Origin of the sequence: Klebsiella quasivariicola (assembly GCF_002269255.1) — a bacterium.
GTDB lineage: Bacteria > Pseudomonadota > Gammaproteobacteria > Enterobacterales > Enterobacteriaceae > Klebsiella > Klebsiella quasivariicola.
Genome location: NZ_CP022823.1, coordinates 4,810,358 through 4,832,415, shown reverse-complemented (window position 1 = coordinate 4,832,415; position 22,058 = coordinate 4,810,358). Strand labels below are relative to the sequence as shown.

The window sequence follows — 22,058 nt, the reverse complement described above, 5'->3', positions numbered from 1 at the left end:
AATCACAGGTATAGTCGTGATTAATTTACATCGTCTGGATCTCAATCTGTTGCGCACGCTGGATGTGCTGCTCAGTGAAAATAATGTCACCCGGGCGGCGCAGCGGCTGAATTTGTCGCAGCCCTCGGTGAGTATTCAGCTCGCCAGGCTGCGGGAGATTTTTGCCGACCCGCTGTTGATGCCGGGCCCGCGTGGCATGCAGCCCACCGCCCGCGCCGATGAAATACGCCAGCCGCTGCGCGCTGCGCTGACGGCTCTGGAGCAGGCGGTGGCACCGCAGGCACCCTTTGAGCCGGCAACGGCGGCGGAGACCTGGCGGGTGGCGGCGACGGACTATATGGCTTCGGCGATCTTTCTGCCGATGCTGAGCGGGTTACGCCAGGCCTCTCCCGGCAGTCGGCTGGCGGTATTCGAACTGCAGCCGGCGCGGCTGGAGCAGCAGGCGGCCAGCGATGAAGTGGATCTCTTCTTCCATACCCGCGAGGGGGCACCTCCTGGGCTGCATCAGCGCCTGCTGTTTCGCGAGCGCTATGTGCTGGCGGGCAGGGCGGGGCATCCGGCGCTGCGGCACGGCCTGAGTCTGAAGACGTTTTGTCAGCTGGAGCAAGTCGTTGTCTCCCCGGACGGGGGCGGATTCAGCGCGGCGACCGATAGCGCGCTGGCGACCCTCGGACTGACGCGGCGAGTTGTCCTTTCTGTGCCACATTTCCTGTTTATGCTGGAGACCCTGCGCAATAGCGATCTGGTGGCGGTGCTGCCGGAGCGGCTGGTGCGCGGGCAGAGCGGGCTGGTGGTGGTCGAGCCGCCGCTGGCGGTTGCCGGCTTTGAGATGCTGATGTTATGGCACGAGCGCTGGCACCGCGATCCGGCGCATCAGTGGCTGCGTCAGTTCATTGTGAATTCACTGGAGGAACAGACATGCTGAGTGGACTCAATCACCTGACCCTGGCTGTCAGCCAGCTGGCGCCGAGCGTGGCGTTTTATCAGCAGCTGCTGGGCATGACGCTGCACGCCCGCTGGGACAGCGGCGCCTATCTTTCCTGTGGCGATCTGTGGCTGTGCCTGTCGCTGGATCCGCAGCGGCGCGTTACCCCGCCGGAGGAGAGCGACTACACCCATTATGCGTTTAGCATCAGCGAGGCGGATTTCGCCCGCTTTGCCGCCCGCCTGGAGGTTGCCGGCGTGGCGGTATGGAAGCTGAACCGTAGCGAAGGCGCCTCGCACTACTTCCTCGACCCTGACGGCCACAAGCTGGAGCTGCACGTCGGTAGTCTCACCCAGCGGCTGGCCGCCTGCCGCGAACAGCCGTATAAGGGGATGGTGTTTTTTGATGAGTGACAGGGGGCTACTATGCATTGTTATAGATTTGATTATAAGTTGAGGTTAAATGTCTGCTGAGCACATTTTTTTGATGTAAAGTCACAAGCAAATTATTAGTTGCCCGAGTGAAACCAACATATAGTCGCTTGATCTCGTCGCTGAGATCATCGCTATTACCCATTATGTTTGAACTATCTATCACTGCGACTGAATGAAACTCGAGACCTTTGCTACTAGGCAAAGGTATAATAGACAAAAAATCGCTTTGTGGTGAGTAGCGTTTTTTATCTTCCGAGCTTGCTATAAAGTAGTGCGGTATTTTTGAATCCCTTAACTCTTTTACTAATATTGCAGAAAGATGTGCGGTCGAGGGACATAATATAGCCATGTCATTCCAGCTAACACCAGTATGATGTTGTTGCTTTAGCCATTTAATTATATGGATGATTTCTTGTTGGTGGTTATCAAAAACAAGCATGTTTGGATCCTGGCCTTGAAGTCCACCAGCATCAGGTTTATGATATTTAAAGTTATCCTCAATATGATCATTTAAATAATCAAATGCAATGCTGGTAGCAAAGTGGAGAATCTGCTGTGTATTTCGATAATTGATGTCAAGAATAGTTGTACGCCCTTGAGCTTTGATACCAACGCTGGAAAGCGTAAAATCAAGTGAGCTTTTTTTCTGATAAATTGATTGCGCATCGTCATATAGAAATAATAGATAGTTAGTTTCGCTATCAACCATTCCAGAAAGTATTTTTAGCCAATCCTGTTTAAAATCATGCCCCTCATCAATTAACACCGCACTATATTGTTCTGCTGCTATTGTTTTATTTTGAAAACCAGTAATAACAGCTTGCTCAAGGTTTTCTATAAAATTTTGCTTTGAGTTAGGGAGAATATTTTTAGTTTTTGCTTGCTTATAACACCATGCATGGAAGTTGGTAATTTCAACCGGAACCGTAAGTTGATGGCTTTTTATTAGAGATTTTAATTTTTGGGCCAGCATTATATTATAACACACGACAAGAATAGGTTTCTTTAAATTATTATCTTTCGCCAGGTGTAGGCAACGATAAAGAAGAATTAAGGTTTTACCTGAGCCGGCTACGCCGTGAATTATCCGATGCCCCTCACCAAGGCTTCTGGCGAGTAATTCTTGCTGAGTATCCATTATTTTTATAATATTCGGCGTTCGGAGTACAGATATTGGGTTGGCAGAACTCTCTGGTTTATCGAGAGCGTGGGTGATGCGAATTTCAGGGTATAAATGCCAACGTATACGATCTACTTGCTTATTACTTATCTCTTTAGAAAATGTATGTTTGACCAAAGAAAATAGGCGTAATGATATTTCTTCAGATGACATAAACTCGGTGATTTCATCTTTACAAATCACGATATCAGAAGGAAAAATATCACTATTGGAAAAGTATTTATCTAACTGCTTACGTGTAATATTACTGAGGTAGACTCCATGACCGTAGGGGGCACAAAATTGTCCTTTATATTTTTCGTTGTCCTGAAGAAGTTGTGGGTCTCGCTTTAGATAGTTAATTGCGCCGTAAGAATATTGTCTGACCTGTTCTATGGGATGGGGTAGAGAAATGTCACCATCTGATGTTTCATATATCACATGTGTTTTATTAGCGGATTTTATTTTTGAAATATACCAGTCCTTCACTTCAATAAAAAGCAGCCCTCGCTGAGGATCCAGAATGATGAAATCAGGATGTGTTTGTTTTTCGCCAGTAGGAATGTCATACCAACAAGTACAATCGCTACTCAGATTGCTTTCAAAAATTCTCGCAAGACGCTTTTCTCCGGCAGTAATCTTGTTACCGCAGCTTCCGATGGTTGGGATGATCGTTGCCATTTTGCTCTCAGCTAACTGTATGACTACGCTTATACTTTAAAAGTTAATAGTCATGCTTTTTAACGGCATTACTTAAAATGCCACCATGTATTTGTGAATGAGCCAATATATATTGGTATTTATGGTTTTGCACCACAAAAATTGTTATTCAATAATAATGAAATATTGTTTATATGAATTATTTTGTTTTTTTGTATTTGTAAGAGTGATTTTAGAATGTTTAAAGAGCGTATATCTTGCCCGGAGGCGGCGCTTACCGCGCCTTTTCCGGGTTACCGGCTCGCAGATTGTGGGAATGCCGCAGCTTCACTCCATCGCCACCTTCACCGCTTCTCCCAGCTTCACCATCACCGCTTTATGTTTTTCGGTTGGCGGCAAGGCGCAGTTGATTCTGACGCAGTTGCGATACTTGCCCGCTGCGGAAAATAGCGAGCCCGGCGCGACCTGGATCTTCAACCGGCACAACTGCTTGGCGACGCAGACCATATCTACCTGCTCCGGGAGTTCGACCCACAGCATGAAACCGCCCTTCGGCCGGGTGACGCAGATCCCGCACGGGAAAAATTCCCGCAGCCAGCAGGTGTAGATCTCGATATTGCGCTGATAGATCTGTCGCATTCGCCGCACGTGGCGGTGGTAGTGGCCTTCGCGAATAAAATTGCAGGCCGCCAGCTGGGTGGAGGGGACGTTGGTCCCGCTGGCGGCGTACTTCATTTGTAGCAGTTTGTCGTAGTAGCGCCCGGGGGCTATCCAGCCGATACGCAGTCCGGGGGCGATGGTTTTGGTAAAAGAGCTGCAGAGCATCACCCGGCCGTCGATATCCCAGGAGTGAATGGTGCGCGGGCGCGGGTACTCGGTAGCCAGCTCGCCGTAAATATCATCCTCGAAAATCACGATATCGTAGCGCTGGGCCAGGTTCAGCACCGCGCGCTTACGGGCGTCCGGCATGATAAAGCCCAGTGGGTTATTGCAGTTGGGTACCAGGATCACCCCTTTGATCGGCCACTGATCCAGCGCCAGCTCCAGGGCCTCAATGCTGATCCCGGTTTCCGGATCGGTGGGGATCTCAATGGTTTTTAATCCCAGCCCGCGCAGCATCTGCATGGTGCCGTAGTAGCAGGGGGATTCTACGGCGATGATGTCCCCTGGCTGGCACACCGACAGCAGGGCCAGCGACAGCGCGCTATGGCAGCCGCTGGTAAGCACCAGATCGTCGGCTGTTACCACCGAGCCACCGTCAAGCATCAGGCGGGCAATCTGTTCGCGCAGCTCGCGGCGCCCGGCCAGCTCGTCATAGTTCAGCACCTCGCTGAGGTTATGCTGGATAGCCCGGCTCAGTTCGCGCCAGATGGGCTTCAGGCTTGGCTGCGTCACGTCCGGTGAGCCGCCGCCGAAGGGGATGATCGTTTTATCGTAGCGGGCGTCGAGCATGGTCAGCACCTGGTCCCACTGGGTGATCTCCACCGGCCGCTGCACCGGGCGCGACATCGGCGGTACCGGCGGCTGGGCCTTGCGGGGGGCGACGAAATAGCCCGACCGAGGCTGGGGCACAATCAGCTGCTGCTGCTCAAGCAGCTGATAGGCCTGCTGGACCGTACTGATGCTGACGCCATGTTCCTGGCTCAGGCTGCGCACTGAGGGTAGTTTTTCGCCGTGGCGATACAGGCCCTGTTCAATACGTTCAGCCAGCAGGGTAGCGAGATGTTGGTAGCGGGTCATACTGTATCCTTAATTTCCGCCATACAGATGGAGTAACCAGTACAGATGGCCATGAAAAATGAGGTCTGGTGTACGTTTTAGCTAATCTGTATGTTAAAGAAAAGTATTTTTTGAATCTGTATTATTTACCCCTGGATCCGTGAAGATAAAGCCTCTGGCAAGGTGAGGAGGTAGAGGATGGAATTTCACGAGAACAGGGCAAAACAGCCGTTTATCGGTTTCGTACTGCTAGCGAGGTTTGTCAAAAAATGGTGGCTTCAGGAGCAAACGCGCAGAATTTTGCAGCGAATGAGTGACGATCAGCTGAAAGACATCGGTCTGCGTCGGGATCAGATCAATTAAAACGTGCGGTTTTCAAGACAACCTTTCTTCATTATCCCGGTGATCGCCAGGCGCCGCCGGGATACATTCACGAAATTTATCAATTGATGCGGCACGACCTTCCGTTTCTTGATACTTACCCTGATAAGTATTATTTTCTTCTCAACAATGAGAGGAAAAGCTGTGACTGAAGACGACCTGTTTGCCCGCCGCCCGTTGGGGATGAGAATGGCCATGGTGGTGCGCCAGTGGCGCGCCATTATTGACTCCGCTATCACCGATACCGGACTCACCCAGTCCAGCTGGACGGTGCTGATGCAACTGCATCAGCTGGGAGACAATGTCTCAGTCAGCGAACTGGCGGAGGTGCAGGGCATTGAACTGCCGCCGCTAATGCGCACCCTCTCATTACTGGAAAAGCAGGGCTATCTGTTGCGTTCCACATCGCCATATGACAAACGCATTCGCCTGCTGGCGCTGACCGCCGAGGGTCGGGCAATTCTGGAAAAACTGAGCTGCGTGATCGAGACCTATCAGGAGCGCGTCACTCAGACCATCCCGGAAGCCGACCTCGCCACCTTCAGCGCCACGTTAAATCAAATCGCCTGCCGTTTGCGGAATATCCGCGAAGAAGATAACAAGATCTAACACACTATGATGACGCCTGAACAAAAATTTGCCCGCTGGGTACGGGTGAGTATTGCCGCTTTTCTGGGAATATTCGCCTGGTTTATCGTTGCCGATATCTGGATCCCGCTGACGCCGGATTCCACCGTCATGCGCGTGGTCACACCGGTATCGTCACGGGTCTCCGGCTATGTCTCGCACGTTTACGTGCACAATAACAGCCAGGTGAAAAAGGGCGACCTGTTGTATGAGCTCGACCCAACGCCATTCATTAATAAAGTTGAAGCGGCGCAAATCGCTCTTGAGCAGGCGAAACTGAGCAACCAGCAACTTGACGCGCAAATCGCCGCCGCCCGCGCCAACCTGCGCACCGCACAGTACACCGCGCGTAACGATAAGGTCACGCTCGATCGCTACCAGCGCCTGAGTACCATGCAGAACGTCTCGCAGTCCGACCTCGATAAGGTGCGTACCACCTGGCAGACCAGCGAGCAGTCGGTCTCGGCGCTGAATGCGCAGATCCAGAACCTGCTGATCCAGCGCGGCGAGCGCGACGATAAGCGCAATGTCACCCTGCAGAAATACCGCAACGCGCTGGAGGAGGCGCAGCTAAACCTGGCCTGGACCCAGGTGCGTGCAGAAACTGACGGTATGGTCAGCAACCTGCAGCTGAACCCGGGGATCTACGCCACCGCGGCGACGGCTGTGCTGGCGCTGGTCAACAACAATACTGACATCGTCGCCGACTTCCGTGAAAAGAGTCTGCGCCACACCGCGGTGAATACCGATGCGGCGGTGGTCTTCGATGCCCTGCCGGGTCAAGTCTTCCCGGCGCACGTGACCAGCAGCGACGCCGGGATCCTGGCGGGGCAGGAGGCGGTGAACGGCCAGCTGTCGCAGCCGGAACAGTCCACCCGCTGGGTGCGCGACGCTCAGCGGATGCGCATTCACGTCGCGCTGGATCAGCCGCTGGAGAAACCACTGCCGACCGGCGCCCGCGCCACGGTGCAGTTGTACAATAGCGAAGGACCTTTCGCCCGTACCTTTGCCGGCCTGCAGATCCACCTGGTGAGCTGGTTGCACTATGTCTATTAATACCCTGGCGCATGTCTTTACGCCGCACGGCAATATCGTCTACACGGCGAATGATTTTCGCCAGACGGTGCGTGTCGCCGTGGCCGGAACTATTGCGCTCAGCATCTCCACTTTCTACGACGTCCAGTACGGTGTGTTTTTCGTGGTTTACCCGCTGATGCTGATGTCGCTAGTGCCGATGTTTAACCGCCACGTCGCCCGCCAGTTTGTGTTCAGCGCGGCGGTGAATTGCGTCGAAATGGTGCTGATTGTCGGCTATCTGTCGCAATGGCCGGTGATCATGACCCTGGTGGTGTTTGCCCTGTACGTGATGCGTTTCCGCTTTATGAGCCAGGGGCCGCTGTTCCTGCTGGGGTCGATGGGGGTAGTGTGCCAGAGCACGATGCTCAACTTTATGAGCTATCCCACCAGCAACTGGCACACCCTGATGTTCTCTAACATGGAAGCCTGCGTGCTGGCGGTAGCGCTGAGCGCGCTGCTCCACTATCTCATTCCGGACGTCGAGCCGCGCAAGCCGCCGCCACGGATTGAAAAAGATGCCGCCCGCATTCGCCACGAGTCGCTGCTTTCCGGCACGGTGGCGACGATGATTTTCGTGGTGTTTCAGGTCTGCGATCTTAGCGACTCGCTGTCGGCGCTGATGGCCGGGATCCTGATCCTGTTTCCGATGCATTATCGCGGGGCGGTGATCAGCTCGATCTGGCGCGTTGTAGGGGTGGTGCTGGCCTGTCTCTATATACTGGTGGTGCAGCTGATTATCTATGATTTCAGCAACCACATGATCCTGATGATGCCGCTGATTGGTCTCGGACTGGCCTTCAGCGCCCGCCTGCACGTGATGGAAAAAGTGGGCGCCGGGGTCGGCTTCGCCAGCATCACCACCATCGGCATTATGTTCGGCCAGAACCTGCATCCGTATCAGGATCTGGTATTCAGCGACCTGTACCGTATCACCTCGGTGACGGTCTCGCTGGTGGTGACGCTAACCCTGGTCTTTCTCATGCATCGTCTGCTGAACTGCTTTGCGGCGACGCGCTTTGTCATAACCGATTAATCCGCCTGCGGGAAGGTAGCCACACAGCGCCATGCTTCCTCGTCCTGCTGATACAGCGCCGCCGTCAGCTTCGGCAGGATCCAGCTTCGCGCTGCGTCTTCCGTCCCCTCCAGCAGAATGCACAGCCCGCAGCCGCTGCGCAGCTGGCGGGGAATATCCTTCACCTCGAAGGACATTCCCGCCGCCTGCAGGGCTTTGCGCATTCGCACCACCCCCACCGTGGAATGAAATAAAAACAGGAAGGTTGTCATTCGCGCCTCCGCTGGCGCTGGCCGATCAGCGCCGCGCCGATCGCCCCGGCGAACTGAGCGTCGGGATGGGTCGTCACCGCCATGCCGACATGGCTTTCCAGCATGCGGGCAAAGGTGGCGCAGTGGCTGACGCCGCCGGTAAACAGCAGCGGCCCCTGCGCCGCTAAGCGGCCAATAAAGTTCGCGCTGCGCCGGGCCATGGCGTTAATCACCCCCGCCAGAATCGCCTCCGGCACGACCCCCGCCGATCGCAGGCTGATGACCTCCGATTCGGCAAACACCGTGCACATGCTGGTAATCGCATGCGGCGCGACGCCGTCGGTGATGGCGTCCAGTTGTTCGACGCTGGCGCCGAGGGTTCGGGAAATCACCTCCAGAAAGCGCCCGGTGCCGGCGGCGCATTTGTCATTCATCAGAAAGTCGCTGAGGTTGCCCCCGGCGTCCAGCTGGATGACTTTGCTGTCCTGGCCGCCGATGTCAATCACCGTGCGGGTTTCCGGCGCCAGCAGGCGAGCGCCGAGGCCGTGGCAGGAAATCTCCGTCACCTGCTTATCGGCGAAATCCACCAGCTGGCGGCCATAGCCGGTGAGGGTTAAAAAGGGCGTCTCCGTGAGACCAGCGCGCAGTGTCTCCCAGGCCTCATGGATGGCGTCGGCGGGGCGAAAGGGGGTGGGGCAGAGGAAACGGCGGACGATGACGCTGTCCGCCAGCAGGATGCCTTTCGTGGCGGTAGAGCCAGAATCAATGCCAACCGTATAGTTCACGCGAGCTCCTTACAGCATTTCGATAAAGGCGGCGACGCGGGTGCTGAGCTGGCCGAGGTCTGCTGTCGAATAGTCAGTTTCAATCGCCATGTAAGGAAGATCGTGCTGCTGGCGCAGATGGCGTTTAATCGCCAGCGATTCCACGGCATAGGTATGACAGGCCTGCAGAATGACGTCGATCACGCCGTCGGCTTGATACTCCTCCACCATCTGGCTCAGCAACTGCAGACGCTGGTCGTTGGGGGAAATACAGGAGCAGCCGATGGCAAGATATTTATCGGTTAAGGCGTCGTAGACGTCGCCCTCTTCCGCCACGCAGCGCTCGGTCGCTTTCGCGCCGGTGCAGTTCTCATAGCCGACCACCCAGCCGCCATTTTCCTCAATGGCGCGAACCACTTTCTCCGCCGCACCGCCAATCGGGCAGCCGGTGATCAGGATCCGTGGACGTGATTCCAGCCGTTTACCCTGCTGCCACTCCTGATGGACGCGCTCCGCCATGGCATGAAGTTCATCAATCAGAGCGGTTTTGTCGAAACGGAAGGTGGCGCCATACACCACTTTCAGGATGTCGCTGCCGCTGAGCGCTGGCGGATTGAGCTGACCGAGACGATAGAAGTGGGCTAGCGCCCGGCGCTCGCGATTTTTCAGCACGATGGCTTCACGCAGCGCCGTCTCGCTAATCGGCGCGCCAAACCGGGCTTCAATTACCTGCTGCAGGCGCAGGATCTCCGCTTTCCACAGTGCGCGCGAGCCGGCATCGTGGGCGCTGTTCGGCAACTGCATGACGTGGACCGCCTTGAACTCGGCCATGTACTCGTACATCTTCTTTTTGCCGTCGCAGGTGGTTTCCCCGACCACCAGGTCAGAGAAATAAAAGTAGGGGCATTTATCGGTTTTGCCGAAGCCGTAGCTGCTTTTGATGAGCGGGCAAAGGTTGCGCGGGAGATCTTTTTCCGCTTCCTCAATGGTTTCATCGGAGGTGGAGCACAGCGAGACGACAACGGCGCCCGCCGCCATGGCGATCTCCTGGGGCATAAAGGTGCAGTAAGTGCCCACCAGCGGCACGTTCTGCTCTTTAAGATCCATGACGGTGAGAAAGCCCTTCTGGCGAGCTGCCGAGAACTGGTCGAAAATGGCGGGTAGATCGGTGATAAGCGACATGATTTTCCTTCCCCGTACACGGGAGATGCTGAAAGAGTCGCCATTATAGCCATGGTGTTTGCAGGGTTTTATTGATCTCCTGCGTCTGTGCGCGGTGTTAATAGACCTTTTTCAAATCCATCTCTTCCTGGATACGTTCGCTCCATGCCAGATGGGTGCGGATGGCCTCTTCGATACCGGCGTTGTAAAACAGTGGACCCAGCTCTTTGGCGATAAAGTCGACGAAAAATTCGGCGTCAAACTGCTCCAGCTCGAGGTTGAAGGTCTCTTCGCAGTACTTGCTGAGCTTGTCGCGCAGCAGGTCGCGCTGCGCCGGGCTGAGTTCAATATCGTTCATGATGGGGCTTTCTCCGTAAAAGGTCTCACGACTGCCGGGCTTCGATGACCCCTTGCCCACGCTGGCGCTGGTGGCGTAACAGCCCGGCCAGGCTGCAGGCGGCGATAATCCCGGCGGCTACCGCCAGCAGGTGGAAGGGGAGTCTGCCGCCATGGAACCACAGCCAGCGCGCGCCTTCAATCGATAAGGCGCTGACGCTGAGGATCACGATATTCAGCGATGCGGAGACTGTGCCTTTCGGCAGGTCGTTGGAAAAGAGGGTAAAGCGAAACAGCGTCGGGAAAATCAGCCCAATGCCGAAGGCGTAGAAGCAGGTGCCGAGCACCGACCACAACCAGACGTGCGGCCACACCAGATTGCCAACGATCAGGATGGCCAGGCCGAGCATCTGCACCGGGACCGCGCTGAGGACAAAGCGCGGACGGGTAGGGTCTTTTACCCAGCGCGCCACCGACAGGTTGGCGATGATGACGGCGCTGAAGACCGGCACCTGGCTCCAGGCGAACTCGCTGGTGGTCAGTCCGCCGGCGTCCATTAAAATCACCGGCGAGACCGCCACCCAGCTCATCAGCGGAATATAGCTCAGCGACAGCGTGGCGGCGCCGAGCAAAAAGATGCGGTTACGGAAGACGTTGCGAAAATCGCGTAGCACGCCGGGCGGGCTGAACGGTACATCGCCGCGGCGCACCGTCTCCGGCATGGTCAACAGCAGGCCAAGCCAGGCCACCAGCCCCATGGCGGCGATAATACCGAACAGCGCTTTCCAGTGGATGAAATGCATCAGCGCCGCGCCGGAGAGCGGGCCGACGATTGGCGCCACCAGCACGACGGAGGTGATCACCGCCATCAGCCTGATCGACCTTTTTTCCTCAAAGGCCTCCTGCACGGTGACGTAGCCGACGGTGGCGATAAAGCAGATGCTGGTGCCCTGCACGAAGCGGGCAATCAGAAACTGGGTCATGGAGGTGGTGAACAGGGTCGCCAGGCATGCGAGGGTGAAAATCAGCGCGCCGGTGAGCAGCACCGGACGCCGTCCTATCCGGTCAGAGAGCGGCCCCAGCAGCCACTGCAGCGCCATGCCGCCGGCCATATACAGGCTTACCGAGGCCGGAGCCAGCGCCACATCAGCATTGAAATCGCGCACCACGTGCAGGATCCCCGGCTGGATCAGGTCGGTGGTGAGATAGGCGGAAAAATCATACAGGATTAGCGCTGCCGGGAAGAACAGCGCGGCGGCGTGGCGGGTCAGCCAGTGGGAAATCCGGTGCATCATTTCGCCCTCCCTGTGGAATATTTATCAGCGCTATTGTTCGGATAGTATCATTGCTAACCAATATGCAGTTGCAGCAGCGAAGGGATCTGCGAGAACAGCCACAACAACAGGCCGATGGTTCCCCCTACCAGGGTGCCATTGATGCGAATAAACTGCAGATCTTTACCAATATTGAGTTCGATCTGCCGCGACATATCGCGGGCGTCCCAGCTCTTCACCGTGTCGCTGATATGGCGGGTGAGGAAGACGGCAAACTCCGGCGCTACCCGGTGCGCTGCCTGCTCCAGGTGTTCGTTGAGCGATTCGCGCAGGGCGTCGTCGCGGAGTAAGGTTTCGCCGAACCACTGCCCGGCCTCGGCGATGCGTTGCTTGATGCGCGAATCGTCGCTGCTGATATCGTTTTTTACCCAACTGCGCAGGTCGCCCCATACCTCGCCAAGGTAGTGGTTAAAGGTTTCATCGTTTTTCAACCAGGCTTTAATATTCTCGGCCTTCTGCGCCATCTCCGGGTCGGATTTCAGGTTATCGATAAGTTTTTGCGTCGCGCGGTCGAAGGCCTGACGAATCTGATGCGTGCGGTCGTGAGTCACCTCGTCCAGCAGGGTATTTACCGCGTCGGTGACCATCTCGGCGCTGTGCTCGCCGAGCCACTCGGTGGGTAGCAGTTTGGCCTTCAGCGGGTGTTCGGTCTCCAGCCAGTGCACGATGCCGCGGGCGATAAAGGCGCGGGAGTTGTCGCGCTGCAGTAGAGCGATCAGCTGGTTTATCAACGAATCCAGCAGCTTTTGATGGCGATTGTCGCGGGTCAGTCCCTCCAGCATCATGGCGCTGGTCTGCGTCAGGTCGACCTTATCGATTGCCTTATGCACCGCCCGACGCAGCAGACGTTGAATGCGCGCGTCATCGGTCAGTTCGAGAAAACCGCTCATCACCTGCAGCAGGTGCTGGCCAACACGCCGGGCGTTCTCCGGCTGGCTGAACCAGTTGCCGAGCATCAGCGCCGGTTGGTAGCGGCGGATCAGCGCGACCAGCGACGGGGTATCGAGGAATTTTTCCTGTACGAAATGACCGAGATTATCGGCAATACGATCCTTATTGCGCGGAATAATTGCCGTATGACGGGCGACAAACGGCAACGGAATACGACGAAACAGAGCCACTACCGCAAACCAGTCGGCCAGCGCCCCGACCATCGCCGCTTCGGAAATAGCTTTTAGCGCACCGACCCAGGGCGACGGTGGTAGCACGAGGGTAGTGATAAAAATGGCGGCTGCAATCAGCAGCAGCGACAGCGCCAGCAGTTTGGCGCGTTTCAGTTCAGCGAGTTTTTCCATAAGCTTAAGCATATAGCCTGACGGCGAGGTCGTGCAAAAATCGCCAGATAATCCACAGACCGAAGAGCATCAGGATCGCCCCTGCCGCCCGCTCGACCCGCCAGACGATGGCGCTCAGGCGGCGCTGTACCTGCGGCAGCGCAATTGCGCTGACCAGCAGGAAATCCCAGAGGAATACCACGCTGACCATCCACAGCCCGCTCACCGTTTGCTGAAGCAGCGTGACCGCCGGCCCGAGCAGGGAGGTCATCAGCGCCAGATAAAACAGCGCGTTCTTCGGGTTGAGCAGCGATGACCCCAGTCCAAGCAGCAGTTGCTTGCCGATCCCTGGTCGCGATGCGCGCACGCTTTCCACCGCCAGCGCCGCGGGGCGGCTGCGTATCAGCAGGCTGCCAATCCACAATAGATAGCCCGCCCCCAACAGTTCGATGAGTAAAAACAGCAGCGGTGCCTGCCGCAAAAGCCCCCAGCCGACGATGGCGAGCACAATGTACAGCGCATTGCCTGCGGCGATGCCGAGACACAGTCCGATGCTGCCGCGGATCCGGTAGCGCACGGCGTAGCCGACCAGCAGGAAAAAATCGGGGCCCGGGCTGAGCAGGGCGACAAAGTGGGACAGGGCTAACGCCGGGAAGGCAGAGGGAAAGAGCGTCGATAAGGTATGCATAGTGGCCTCGATAATGGTGCTGAGGCCACCTTACGCCTGGTGAAAAATTACTTATTGTCGGATATTGATCTGCGTTGCGCATACTGCCGCGGCGTGGCGGCGGTATAGCTGACAAAGGTTTTATGAAAATGGCTCTGGTCGGCAAATCCGGCCTGATAGCCGACGTCGGCAATAGGGTCCCCGGCGCGTAAGCGCGTTTTCGCATATTCGATGCGCGCCATGTTGATCAAACTGGCAGGCGTCAGGCCGGTATCCTGTTTTACGGCGCGGATAACGGTCTCTTTGCGAAGCGCGCTGTCGTAGGCCAGCTTATCCAGCGACGGCGGTGTCGGCAGCGTGTTTGCCAGGCGCTGAAACAGCAGGGCGCTGGCGGGATGGCGTGTTGGTGGTGCAGCGGCGTATAGCGGCAAAGATTGCAACAATTGCGCCACCAGAGCGGGGAGTTGCGCAATCTCGCCCTGTGCCATCAAGGCCACGATATGCTGATAGCGGGTAAAGAGTTCCTCATCTCGCTGCAGCGGCTGCGATGTCGCGAGAGTGGCGTTGTGGAGAATATCCGGGCGCTGGGCATGGCACCACGCCGTCTCCAGGTACAGCATATGATAGCTCCGCGGCCTGCCATGCAGCGGATTACAGCTATGGGGCGCCTGCGGCGGGATCACGATCAGATCCCCGGGCTGCAGGAGATATTCCTCACCATTGCACAGGCAGCGCGTTTCGCCGTCGACGATCGCCCCTACGGAAAGCTGGGGATGGCTGTGGCGCTTGTAGGCCTGGCGGCTGCGCCAGGTGCTGCGCAGCTCCAGCCACGGCAGACGATCGTCTCGCCAGAAGGTTTGGGGAATATCTCGTGTATGGTTCACTGCTTCGGCCTTTGCTGAAGGGATACGTCGTTTATAGCATGCTGCGCAGAGGCTGTCGCCCGCCTGGATTTGCGTATAGCCTCGAAAAAAGATAATGCGCTTGCAGTCCGGGTAAATCTATTTTCGCGGCGGCGCGTAAAGGTTGTATTGCCCGGGTGTCAGAGCCATTCTGAGGGCGTAGAGTCCCTGCAGGATAAGCAGGCAGGGACGAGCCGATGGCAAAGGGCACCACCTCGACGCCGCATGATGCGGTGTTTAAACAGTTTCTTACCCAGGCCGACACCGCGCGTGATTTCCTGGCGATCCATTTACCGCCTGCGCTGCGTCAGCGCTGCGACCTCGATACCTTACAGCTGGAATCGGCAAGCTTTATCGAGGAGAGCCTGCGCGCCTGGTACTCCGATGTGCTGTGGTCACTCAAAACCGCATCGGGCGAGGGCTACGTTTATGTGGTTATCGAACATCAAAGCTCGCCGGACGCGCAGATGGCCTTTCGCCTGATGCGTTACGCCATCGCCGCGATGCAGCGTCATCTGGATGGCGGTCATACAAAACTACCGCTGGTGGTGCCGATGCTGTTTTACCATGGAGCGACCACGCCCTATCCGTGGTCGCTCAACTGGCTGGACTGCTTTACCGATCCGCCGCTGGCGCGGGAGCTTTATGCATCGCCCTTTCCGCTGGTGGATATCACGGTGATCCCTGACGAGGAGATTGTTAGCCATCGGCGCGTGGCGTTACTTGAGCTGATACAGAAGCATATTCGCCAGCGCGATTTAATGAACATTGTTGAGCAACTGACGACGATTTTACTTAACGGGGACGCTAATGACAGACAGCTAAAAACGCTGTTTAATTATCTGCTGCAGACTGGCAACGCGCGCCGCTTTGGCCGGTTTATCCGCGAAGTGGCGCAGCGGGTTCCTCAGCACAGGGAGAGCTTAATGACCATCGCCGAAAGATTACAGGAAGTGGGCCGCAGAAAAGGCAAACGGGAAGGCCGGCAAGAAGGACAGCATGCCGAGGCGCTGCGTATTGCACAGAGGATGCTGGACGACGGTATCCCCCGCGAGACGGTAGCGAAAATCACCGGCCTGGCCGCCGATGAGATCGCCGCGCTGGCGCATTAATAACGCCGGGATGGCCTGACGGTAGTCCCGGTTAGCCTCTTTATGGAATATTCCGGATATACCTAACTTTACCCGCATCGCCAGCCATCTCGACTACCCTTAATATCCTTAGCGGCATTTTTGACTGCCTTAATAGCGATAACAAGGAGACATGCGATATGGCCTATCAGACGGTGAATCCTGCGAACAATCAGCTTATTAAAACGTACCCGGCGCACAGCGACGCGGACGTGGAGGCGGCGCTGCAGCAGGCGGATGCGCTCTATCATTCTGCCTGGGCAAAAGGCGATATTGAACCGCGGCTGGCGGTACTGCATAAGCTGGCTGATCTGATCGACAGCCGGGCGGAGGAGCTGGCAAAAATCGCCAGCCAGGAGATGGGGAAACTCATTAAGCAGAGCCGCGGCGAAGTGAAACTTTGCGCGCAGATCGCCCGCTATTACGCCGATAACGCCAAATCATTCCTGGCGCCGGTAAAATACCCCTCCGAACTGGGTGAAGCCTGGGTTGAGCACCATCCCATTGGCGTCTTACTGGCGGTGGAGCCGTGGAACTTCCCCTATTACCAGCTGATGCGCGTCCTGGCGCCAAACCTGGCGGCCGGTAACCCGGTTATCGCCAAACACGCCAGCATTGTGCCGCACTGCGCGGAAACCTTTGCCCATCTGGTGCGTGAGGCCGGCGCACCGGAAGGGGCGTGGACCAACCTGTTTATTTCTCAGGATCAGGTGGCGAACATTATCGCCGACGATCGCGTGCAGGGTGCGGCGCTAACCGGGTCGGAGAAAGCCGGCAGCGTAGTGGCGGCGCAGGCGGCGAAGCATATTAAGAAATCGACCCTGGAACTGGGTGGCAACGATGTGTTTGTGGTGCTGGACGATGCCGACCTGGAGCGCGCGGTGAAAATCGGCGTCCAGGCGCGGCTGAATAACGCCGGCCAGGTATGTACCGCCGCCAAGCGTTTTATCCTGCACGAAAATATCGCTGAGTCGTTCCTGGCGAAATTTAGCGAGGCGTTTCGCCAGGTGAAAATCGGCGATCCGCTGGATGAAAGCACCACGCTGGGGCCACTCTCTTCCAAAGATGCGCTGGACACCTTAAGCAAACAGGTGGACGAGGCGGTGAAAAATGGCGCTAAGCTGCATCTGGGCGGCAAAGCGGTGGCCCGGGACGGTAACTTCTTTGAACCCACCATCCTGACCGGTATTACCCGTGATAACCCGGCGTACTTTGAGGAGTTCTTTGGCCCGGTAGCGCAGATTTACGTGGTGAAAGACGATAATGAGGCAATCCAGCTGGCCAATGATTCCCACTATGGTCTGGGCGGCGCGGTGTTCAGTGAGGATATCGAACGCGCCAAACGGATGGCGTCGGCCATTGAAACCGGGATGGTCTATATCAACTGGCTTACCGATACCGCACCGGAACTGCCGTTTGGCGGTGTGAAGCGTTCCGGTTACGGCCGGGAGCTCTCCGACCTCGGCATCAAAGAGTTCGTGAACCAGAAGCTGGTGGTGGTGCGCCGCTAAGCCCCGGATTCGGCTATAAAAAAAACCTGCCATCGGCAGGTTTTTTTATGGCCAGGGCTCAGTACACTTTAATCTTATCGTCGGCGGGTGGGCCTCGATCAGAAGGTGACTCCGCCGCCCACGTAGGCGCCATCAATCAGGGTGTGGTTCGGGCGACCCTCTTTGCCATCAACGCTCACATGGCGGTAACCCACTTTTAACGTCAGTGGACCAACCGGGGACCAGCTTACGCCGCCGTTCGCTTCAACATAGTTTTTCACGCTGTTGTTCAGGCCATCCGGCGCGACATACCCTTCGCCAAACACGTGGATGCTGTCGGTCAGGGCCACGTTCACTCCGCCGCCGACCGGGAATGCAACGCCGTTATCACCTTTTTTCGGCCCCAGGTAGATGGCTTTCGCACCGGCATTGAGCATCACCGGGCCGACTTCCAGGTTGTAGCCTGCGCCAACGCCGCCGGTCTGGCTACCATCATCGGTATTCTTCAGCCAGTGGCTTTCGGCATACAGGCCGGATGAGGATTTACCCATTTCCATATTCAGGTTGGTGAAGTTTTTACCCTGTTCAACGGTAAAACCCACTGCCATGGCGGAACCAGAGACCGCGGTCAGGGCTGCAAGAATAAGGATATTACGCTTTTTCATGGTTTACTCCTCGTCAATAAGTTTGTATGAGGGCACCTTAACAAGCGATGTTTACCTCTGCAAATGTGACTCACGTCGATTTTATATGCTGTTTTTGTCGAGAAGGTGTTTTGAAAATGTTGTAAAGACGTTGGGTTACGGCGAGGTCAATCATCAACTTTGGCCTGTTTAGCCGAGGTTTAATGGGTGGGTTAAACAGAAACTGAACAGGGCGGGCATTAATTATTAAGGATCCTACTCATTTGGTTTCTTATTATTTCCAAAAGTATTTCGGCTGTTACTTATAAAAACGTTGATTTACATTTCTCGACGCGTTGCCGATGTTTTGTCCCCTGTCTTTGACGACGAGCAGGGGAGAGAACGGTGCCTGCGCTGTAGCGCGCAGGCGAACAGGCGAGCAGGTTAGCGTCGTAACCCGGCAAACGCCGCACGGATTTCTTCCTCAGGTAGCTGAATGCCGATAAACACCAGCGTGCTGTGCGGTGTTTCATCGCCCCACGGGCGGTCCCAGTCGGCGCTGTAGAGGCGCTGCACGCCCTGGAACAGCAGGCGATTCGGCTCGCCATCGATCCACAGCATGCCTTTATAGCGCATCAGTTGCTCGGCGAAGGAGAGCAGCAGGTTTTCCATCACCCGTGACACTTCACTGATATCCACCGGATAGTCGAGCTCGACCACAATCGACGAGACGTCGTTCTGCTTTTCTGCCACAAAATGAAAACGCGGTGTTGCGCTGACAACCTTCTCTTCCAGCATAAAACCGCTGGTATTAAAGAGCTGGCTTAAATCGATATCGCCGTGGATGACGGTATAAATTGGCGCTCGCGCGTTGATGCGCGCCAGCCGTTCGCGCAGCGTTTCGGTGTCGCCGGCAACATCGGTTTTGGTAAGCAGAATGCGGTCCGCATAGCCGACCTGCGACTGGGCGATGGTGAACTGATCCATCTGCTGGTCGGCATGGACGGCGTCGACCAGGGCGATCACGCCATCCAGCAGATAGCGTTCACAAAGCACCTCGTGGGAGAAAAAGGTTTGAATAATCGGCCCCGGGTCGGCCATGCCGGTGCATTCAATCACCAGCCGGTCAAACTCGATTTCGCCGCGATCGCGGCTATCGAGGAGATCGAGCAGGGCGTCTTCCAGTTCGTTGGAGCGCGTACAGCAGATGCAGCCGTTGGTCAGGGTTTTAATCTGCGTGGCGCGGTCGCCGATCAGCTGATCGTCAACGGACACTTCGCCAAATTCGTTTTCAATCACGGCAATTTTGAAACCGTGCTGCTCATTCAGGATATGGCGCAGCAGGGTGGTTTTTCCCGCGCCAAGAAAACCGGTGAGTAGGGTGACTGCAATCGGTGCCATTATTGCCTCCATTAACAGCAGCGTACGCCGCCTTTGCCGTCACCGCCGTAGCGGGCCTGCTGGCGTTCGCGGAAGAATTCTTCATAAGTCATGTACGGCTGATCCGGATGGTTGGTTTGCATATGGGTGACGTAGTTGTCGTAATCCGGAATGCCGATCAGCATTTTCGCCGCCTGACCGAGATATTTTTTTGCCTGACCTAAGTTACCAAACATTGTGAGTTCCAGATAACGAATAAAGCCGGATGGCGGCTAGCGCCATATCCGGCCTACGTTAATGCGCTTTTGGTAGGCCGGATAAGCGTAGCGCTATCCGGCATCAGGGTTAATGATGTGACGAGGTTTTCACGCCGCCTTCTGGTACCGGCACGTACGGAGTCTCTTTGTCGGTGCGCACCTTATTGTTGCGGACATTGAGCCAGGTTTTGATGCCGTAGAAGATGATGCTGTACACCACCACCAGGAACAGGATGCTCAGGCCGGCGTTGGTGTAGTTGTTAACCACGATATGGTTCATGTTGGCGACCTGCTGCGCGGTCAGCTCGCCGCCGGCGGCAATCTTCTCTTTATACTGCTGAGCCATAAAGAAGAAGCCTTCCATCTGCGGGTTGGTGCTGAACAGTTTCAGACCCAGCGCCCAGGTGGTGCACAGCAGCAGCCACGCAGCTGGAATAACGGTAACCCAGATATATTTGGTGCGCTGCATTTTGATCAGTACCACCGTGCCGAGCACCAGCGCCACCGCGGCCAGCATCTGGTTAGAAATACCGAACAGCGGCCACAGGCTCTTCACGCCGCCCAGCGGGTCGACCACGCCCTGATACAGCAGGTAGCCCCACAGGCCGACGCAGCCGGCGGTACCGATAATACCGGCGACCAGCGAGTCGGTTTTTTTGAGGAACGGCACGAAGTTACCCAACAGATCCTGCAGCATAAAGCGGCCTGCGCGGGTACCGGCATCCAGCGCGGTGAGGATAAACAGCGCTTCAAACAGGATACCGAAGTGGTACCAGAAGCCCATATCTGCCATCGGGATGATTTTGTGGAACACGTGAGCGATACCGACGGCCAGCGTCGGCGCGCCGCCGGCGCGGTTCAGTACGGAAGGTTCGCCGATATCTTTCGCCGTCTGCAGGATCTGCTCAGGTGAAATCACGAAGCCCCAGGAGCTGACGGTCGCCGCCGCGTGGACGGTCACTTCTTTCAGCTGCGCAGCGATCATCGCCGCGTTTTCACCGCCCATTTCGTGCAGGTTCGGCATGACGATGCCAAGGCCCGCCGGCGGGGTATTCATCGCGAAGTAGAGACCCGGTTCGATAATCGAGGCCGCGACCAGCGCCATGATGGCGACGAACGACTCCATCAGCATCGCGCCATAGCCGATAAAGCGGGCGTCGGTTTCGTTGGCCAGCAGCTTCGGCGTGGTGCCGGAGGCGATCAGCGCGTGGAAGCCGGAGACCGCGCCGCAGGCGATGGTGATAAACAGGAACGGGAACAGCGCGCCTTTCCACAGCGGGCCGGTACCATCAATGTACTGGGTCACTGCCGGCATTTTCAGGTCCGGGTTGAGGATAACGATCCCCAGCGCCAGGCCGACGATTACGCCGATTTTCAGGAAGGTGGCCAGATAGTCACGCGGCGCCAGAATCAGCCATACCGGCAGCAGCGCGGAGATAAACGCGTAGCCAATCAGGGTAAAGGTGATGGTGGTGTCTTTAAAGGTCAGCGCCGGGCCCCAGTACGGGTCATGGGCAATCACGCCGCCGAACCAGATAGAGGCCACCAGCAGCACGATACCGATAACCGACACTTCACCGACGCGGCCAGGGCGCAGGAAGCGCATATAAATACCCATAAACAGGGCGATAGGCACCGTCGAGCAGACGGTAAAGACGCCCCACGGGCTCTCCGCCAGCGCTTTCACCACGATAAGCGCCAGCACCGCGAGGATGATGATCATAATCAGGAAGCAGCCGAACAGGGCGATAGAGCCCGGAACCGGCCCCATTTCCTGTTTAATCATCTCGCCCAGCGAGGCGCCGTTGCGCCGCGAGGAGATAAACAGCACCATGAAGTCCTGTACCGCGCCCGCCAGCACCACGCCGGCCAGCAGCCACAGGGTACCCGGCAGATAGCCCATCTGCGCGGCCAGTACCGGGCCGACCAGCGGGCCGGCGCCGGCGATAGCGGCGAAGTGGTGGCCGAACAGCACATAGCGGTTGGTCGGCACGTAGTTCAGGCCATCGTTATTAATCACCGCCGGCGTGGAGCGCGTCGGGTCGAGCTTCATCACCTTCTGCGCGATGTACAGGCTGTAATAACGATAGGCGACAAGGTACACGGAAACTGACGCCACCACGATCCACAGGGCACTGACGTGCTCACCGCGGCGCAGGGCGACGACTGAGAGGCAAAATGCCCCGATGATTCCCAGAATCACCCAGGGTATGTGCTTGAATAGTTTTTTGGTATCCATAGTAAAACCTGGCGTTAATTAGATGAATAATTGGCCGAAGCCGTCTGGTTTTAAGTTAGGGTTGATGGAGGTATTGATTAGCTAGGCTGCCTTCGATCTTGCCAGAACAGCGCGCGCGTAAAGTTGGGTAAATGGGTGAGTGGTTGTATAGGGGGTTAAGCGGTTACTGGAAGGGGTAAGCGGTGGATGGTAAAGTGAGCAGCTCGAGATTATGTGATTGAGATCACAGGGTATTATGGCCGGGAAGAGGGTCATG

At 56.5% G+C, this 22,058-nt stretch carries 22 protein-coding genes; 8 read left to right on the top strand and 14 right to left on the bottom strand.

All coding sequences use genetic code 11. From position 1 onward, the window contains the following. The first annotated feature begins 16 nt into the window (after positions 1–16). Together B8P98_RS24365 and fosA are read left to right on the top strand one after the other, a co-directional pair. Positions 17–925: a LysR family transcriptional regulator gene (locus B8P98_RS24365; RefSeq protein ID WP_095033492.1), complete on the top strand. Its 909-nt coding sequence runs from the start codon at positions 17–19 to the stop codon at positions 923–925. Beyond that, complete coding sequence (gene fosA / locus B8P98_RS24360; protein WP_095033491.1) at positions 919–1,338, top strand: FosA5 family fosfomycin resistance glutathione transferase; 420 nt, start codon at positions 919–921, stop codon at positions 1,336–1,338. Before B8P98_RS24365 ends, fosA begins: the two co-directional genes overlap by 7 nt. Before the next feature lie 10 nt (positions 1,339–1,348). On the opposite strand, the gene B8P98_RS24355 is transcribed toward fosA, so the two are convergent. Further along, on the bottom strand, positions 1,349–3,199 hold the full coding sequence (locus tag B8P98_RS24355; RefSeq protein ID WP_095033490.1) for a 3'-5' exonuclease: 1,851 nt from the start codon (positions 3,197–3,199) through the stop codon (positions 1,349–1,351). 306 nt (positions 3,200–3,505) lie between these two features. Next, positions 3,506–4,918 carry an aminotransferase-like domain-containing protein gene (locus tag B8P98_RS24350; RefSeq protein ID WP_025713136.1) on the bottom strand — a complete coding sequence of 471 codons (1,413 nt, stop codon included), beginning with the start codon at positions 4,916–4,918 and terminating at the stop codon, positions 3,506–3,508. A 177-nt stretch (positions 4,919–5,095) separates the two neighbouring features. On the opposite strand from B8P98_RS24350, the gene B8P98_RS24345 reads away from it, so the two are divergent. From B8P98_RS24345 to B8P98_RS24330, 4 genes are all read left to right on the top strand, one after another. After that, positions 5,096–5,260, top strand: a complete 165-nt coding sequence (locus B8P98_RS24345; protein WP_042929491.1) for a DUF1127 domain-containing protein — start codon at positions 5,096–5,098, stop codon at positions 5,258–5,260. Positions 5,261–5,422: 162 nt separating this feature from the next. Further along, positions 5,423–5,887, top strand: coding sequence for a MarR family winged helix-turn-helix transcriptional regulator (locus tag B8P98_RS24340; protein ID WP_025713135.1), 465 nt, complete (start codon positions 5,423–5,425; stop codon positions 5,885–5,887). Between the two features lie 6 nt (positions 5,888–5,893). Then, positions 5,894–6,961 (top strand): HlyD family secretion protein, encoded by a 1,068-nt coding sequence (locus tag B8P98_RS24335; protein ID WP_025713134.1) that lies wholly within the window; start codon positions 5,894–5,896, stop codon positions 6,959–6,961. After that, positions 6,951–8,015, top strand: a complete 1,065-nt coding sequence (locus B8P98_RS24330; protein WP_080898032.1) for a DUF2955 domain-containing protein — start codon at positions 6,951–6,953, stop codon at positions 8,013–8,015. The genes B8P98_RS24335 and B8P98_RS24330 overlap by 11 nt, the downstream gene beginning before the upstream one ends. On the opposite strand, the gene B8P98_RS24325 is transcribed toward B8P98_RS24330, so the two are convergent. From B8P98_RS24325 to B8P98_RS24290, 8 genes are all read right to left on the bottom strand, one after another. After that, a complete protein-coding gene (locus B8P98_RS24325; RefSeq protein ID WP_080898031.1) occupies positions 8,012–8,266 on the bottom strand; it encodes a DUF3343 domain-containing protein in 255 nt (84 codons plus the stop codon). The two genes, B8P98_RS24330 and B8P98_RS24325, sit on opposite strands and share 4 nt — an antisense overlap. After that, complete coding sequence (yjiL, locus tag B8P98_RS24320; RefSeq protein WP_080898030.1) at positions 8,263–9,030, bottom strand: putative 2-hydroxyacyl-CoA dehydratase activator YjiL; 768 nt, start codon at positions 9,028–9,030, stop codon at positions 8,263–8,265. The genes B8P98_RS24325 and yjiL overlap by 4 nt, the downstream gene beginning before the upstream one ends. 9 nt (positions 9,031–9,039) lie before the next feature. After that, positions 9,040–10,191: a double-cubane-cluster-containing anaerobic reductase gene (locus B8P98_RS24315; RefSeq protein ID WP_080898029.1), complete on the bottom strand. Its 1,152-nt coding sequence runs from the start codon at positions 10,189–10,191 to the stop codon at positions 9,040–9,042. 97 nt (positions 10,192–10,288) lie between these two features. Beyond that, the gene (locus B8P98_RS24310) at positions 10,289–10,528 is read right to left on the bottom strand and encodes a DUF2164 domain-containing protein (protein WP_008807589.1); all 240 of its coding nucleotides are present in this window, start codon (positions 10,526–10,528) and stop codon (positions 10,289–10,291) included. A gap of 25 nt (positions 10,529–10,553) precedes the next feature. Next, entirely contained in the window at positions 10,554–11,801 is a 1,248-nt protein-coding gene (gene mdtM / locus B8P98_RS24305; RefSeq protein WP_080898028.1) for a multidrug efflux MFS transporter MdtM, read from the bottom strand. Positions 11,802–11,854: 53 nt separating this feature from the next. Next, positions 11,855–13,147 carry a DUF445 domain-containing protein gene (locus B8P98_RS24300; RefSeq protein WP_080898027.1) on the bottom strand — a complete coding sequence of 431 codons (1,293 nt, stop codon included), beginning with the start codon at positions 13,145–13,147 and terminating at the stop codon, positions 11,855–11,857. Continuing rightward, complete coding sequence (locus B8P98_RS24295) at positions 13,140–13,802, bottom strand: LysE family translocator (RefSeq protein WP_080898026.1); 663 nt, start codon at positions 13,800–13,802, stop codon at positions 13,140–13,142. The genes B8P98_RS24300 and B8P98_RS24295 overlap by 8 nt, the downstream gene beginning before the upstream one ends. 47 nt (positions 13,803–13,849) lie before the next feature. Next, positions 13,850–14,665: a helix-turn-helix domain-containing protein gene (locus B8P98_RS24290; RefSeq protein ID WP_080898025.1), complete on the bottom strand. Its 816-nt coding sequence runs from the start codon at positions 14,663–14,665 to the stop codon at positions 13,850–13,852. Positions 14,666–14,880: 215 nt separating this feature from the next. Here B8P98_RS24290 and B8P98_RS24285 point away from each other — a divergent pair, with 215 nt between their 5' ends. Both B8P98_RS24285 and B8P98_RS24280 read left to right on the top strand, forming a co-directional pair. Further along, on the top strand, positions 14,881–15,795 hold the full coding sequence (locus tag B8P98_RS24285) for an Rpn family recombination-promoting nuclease/putative transposase (protein ID WP_080898024.1): 915 nt from the start codon (positions 14,881–14,883) through the stop codon (positions 15,793–15,795). A gap of 158 nt (positions 15,796–15,953) precedes the next feature. Then, a complete protein-coding gene (locus B8P98_RS24280; RefSeq protein ID WP_025713123.1) occupies positions 15,954–17,324 on the top strand; it encodes an NAD-dependent succinate-semialdehyde dehydrogenase in 1,371 nt (456 codons plus the stop codon). Between the two features lie 98 nt (positions 17,325–17,422). On the opposite strand, the gene B8P98_RS24275 is transcribed toward B8P98_RS24280, so the two are convergent. The 4 genes from B8P98_RS24275 to B8P98_RS24260 form a co-directional block, all read right to left on the bottom strand. Then, entirely contained in the window at positions 17,423–17,968 is a 546-nt protein-coding gene (locus B8P98_RS24275; protein ID WP_025713122.1) for a YfaZ family outer membrane protein, read from the bottom strand. Between the two features lie 402 nt (positions 17,969–18,370). Beyond that, on the bottom strand, positions 18,371–19,327 hold the full coding sequence (yjiA, locus tag B8P98_RS24270; protein ID WP_025713121.1) for a GTPase: 957 nt from the start codon (positions 19,325–19,327) through the stop codon (positions 18,371–18,373). 11 nt (positions 19,328–19,338) lie between these two features. After that, a complete protein-coding gene (locus B8P98_RS24265; protein ID WP_002887451.1) occupies positions 19,339–19,542 on the bottom strand; it encodes a YbdD/YjiX family protein in 204 nt (67 codons plus the stop codon). A gap of 109 nt (positions 19,543–19,651) precedes the next feature. Next, the gene (locus tag B8P98_RS24260) at positions 19,652–21,802 is read right to left on the bottom strand and encodes a carbon starvation CstA family protein (protein ID WP_025713120.1); all 2,151 of its coding nucleotides are present in this window, start codon (positions 21,800–21,802) and stop codon (positions 19,652–19,654) included. Positions 21,803–22,058 lie beyond the last annotated feature (256 nt).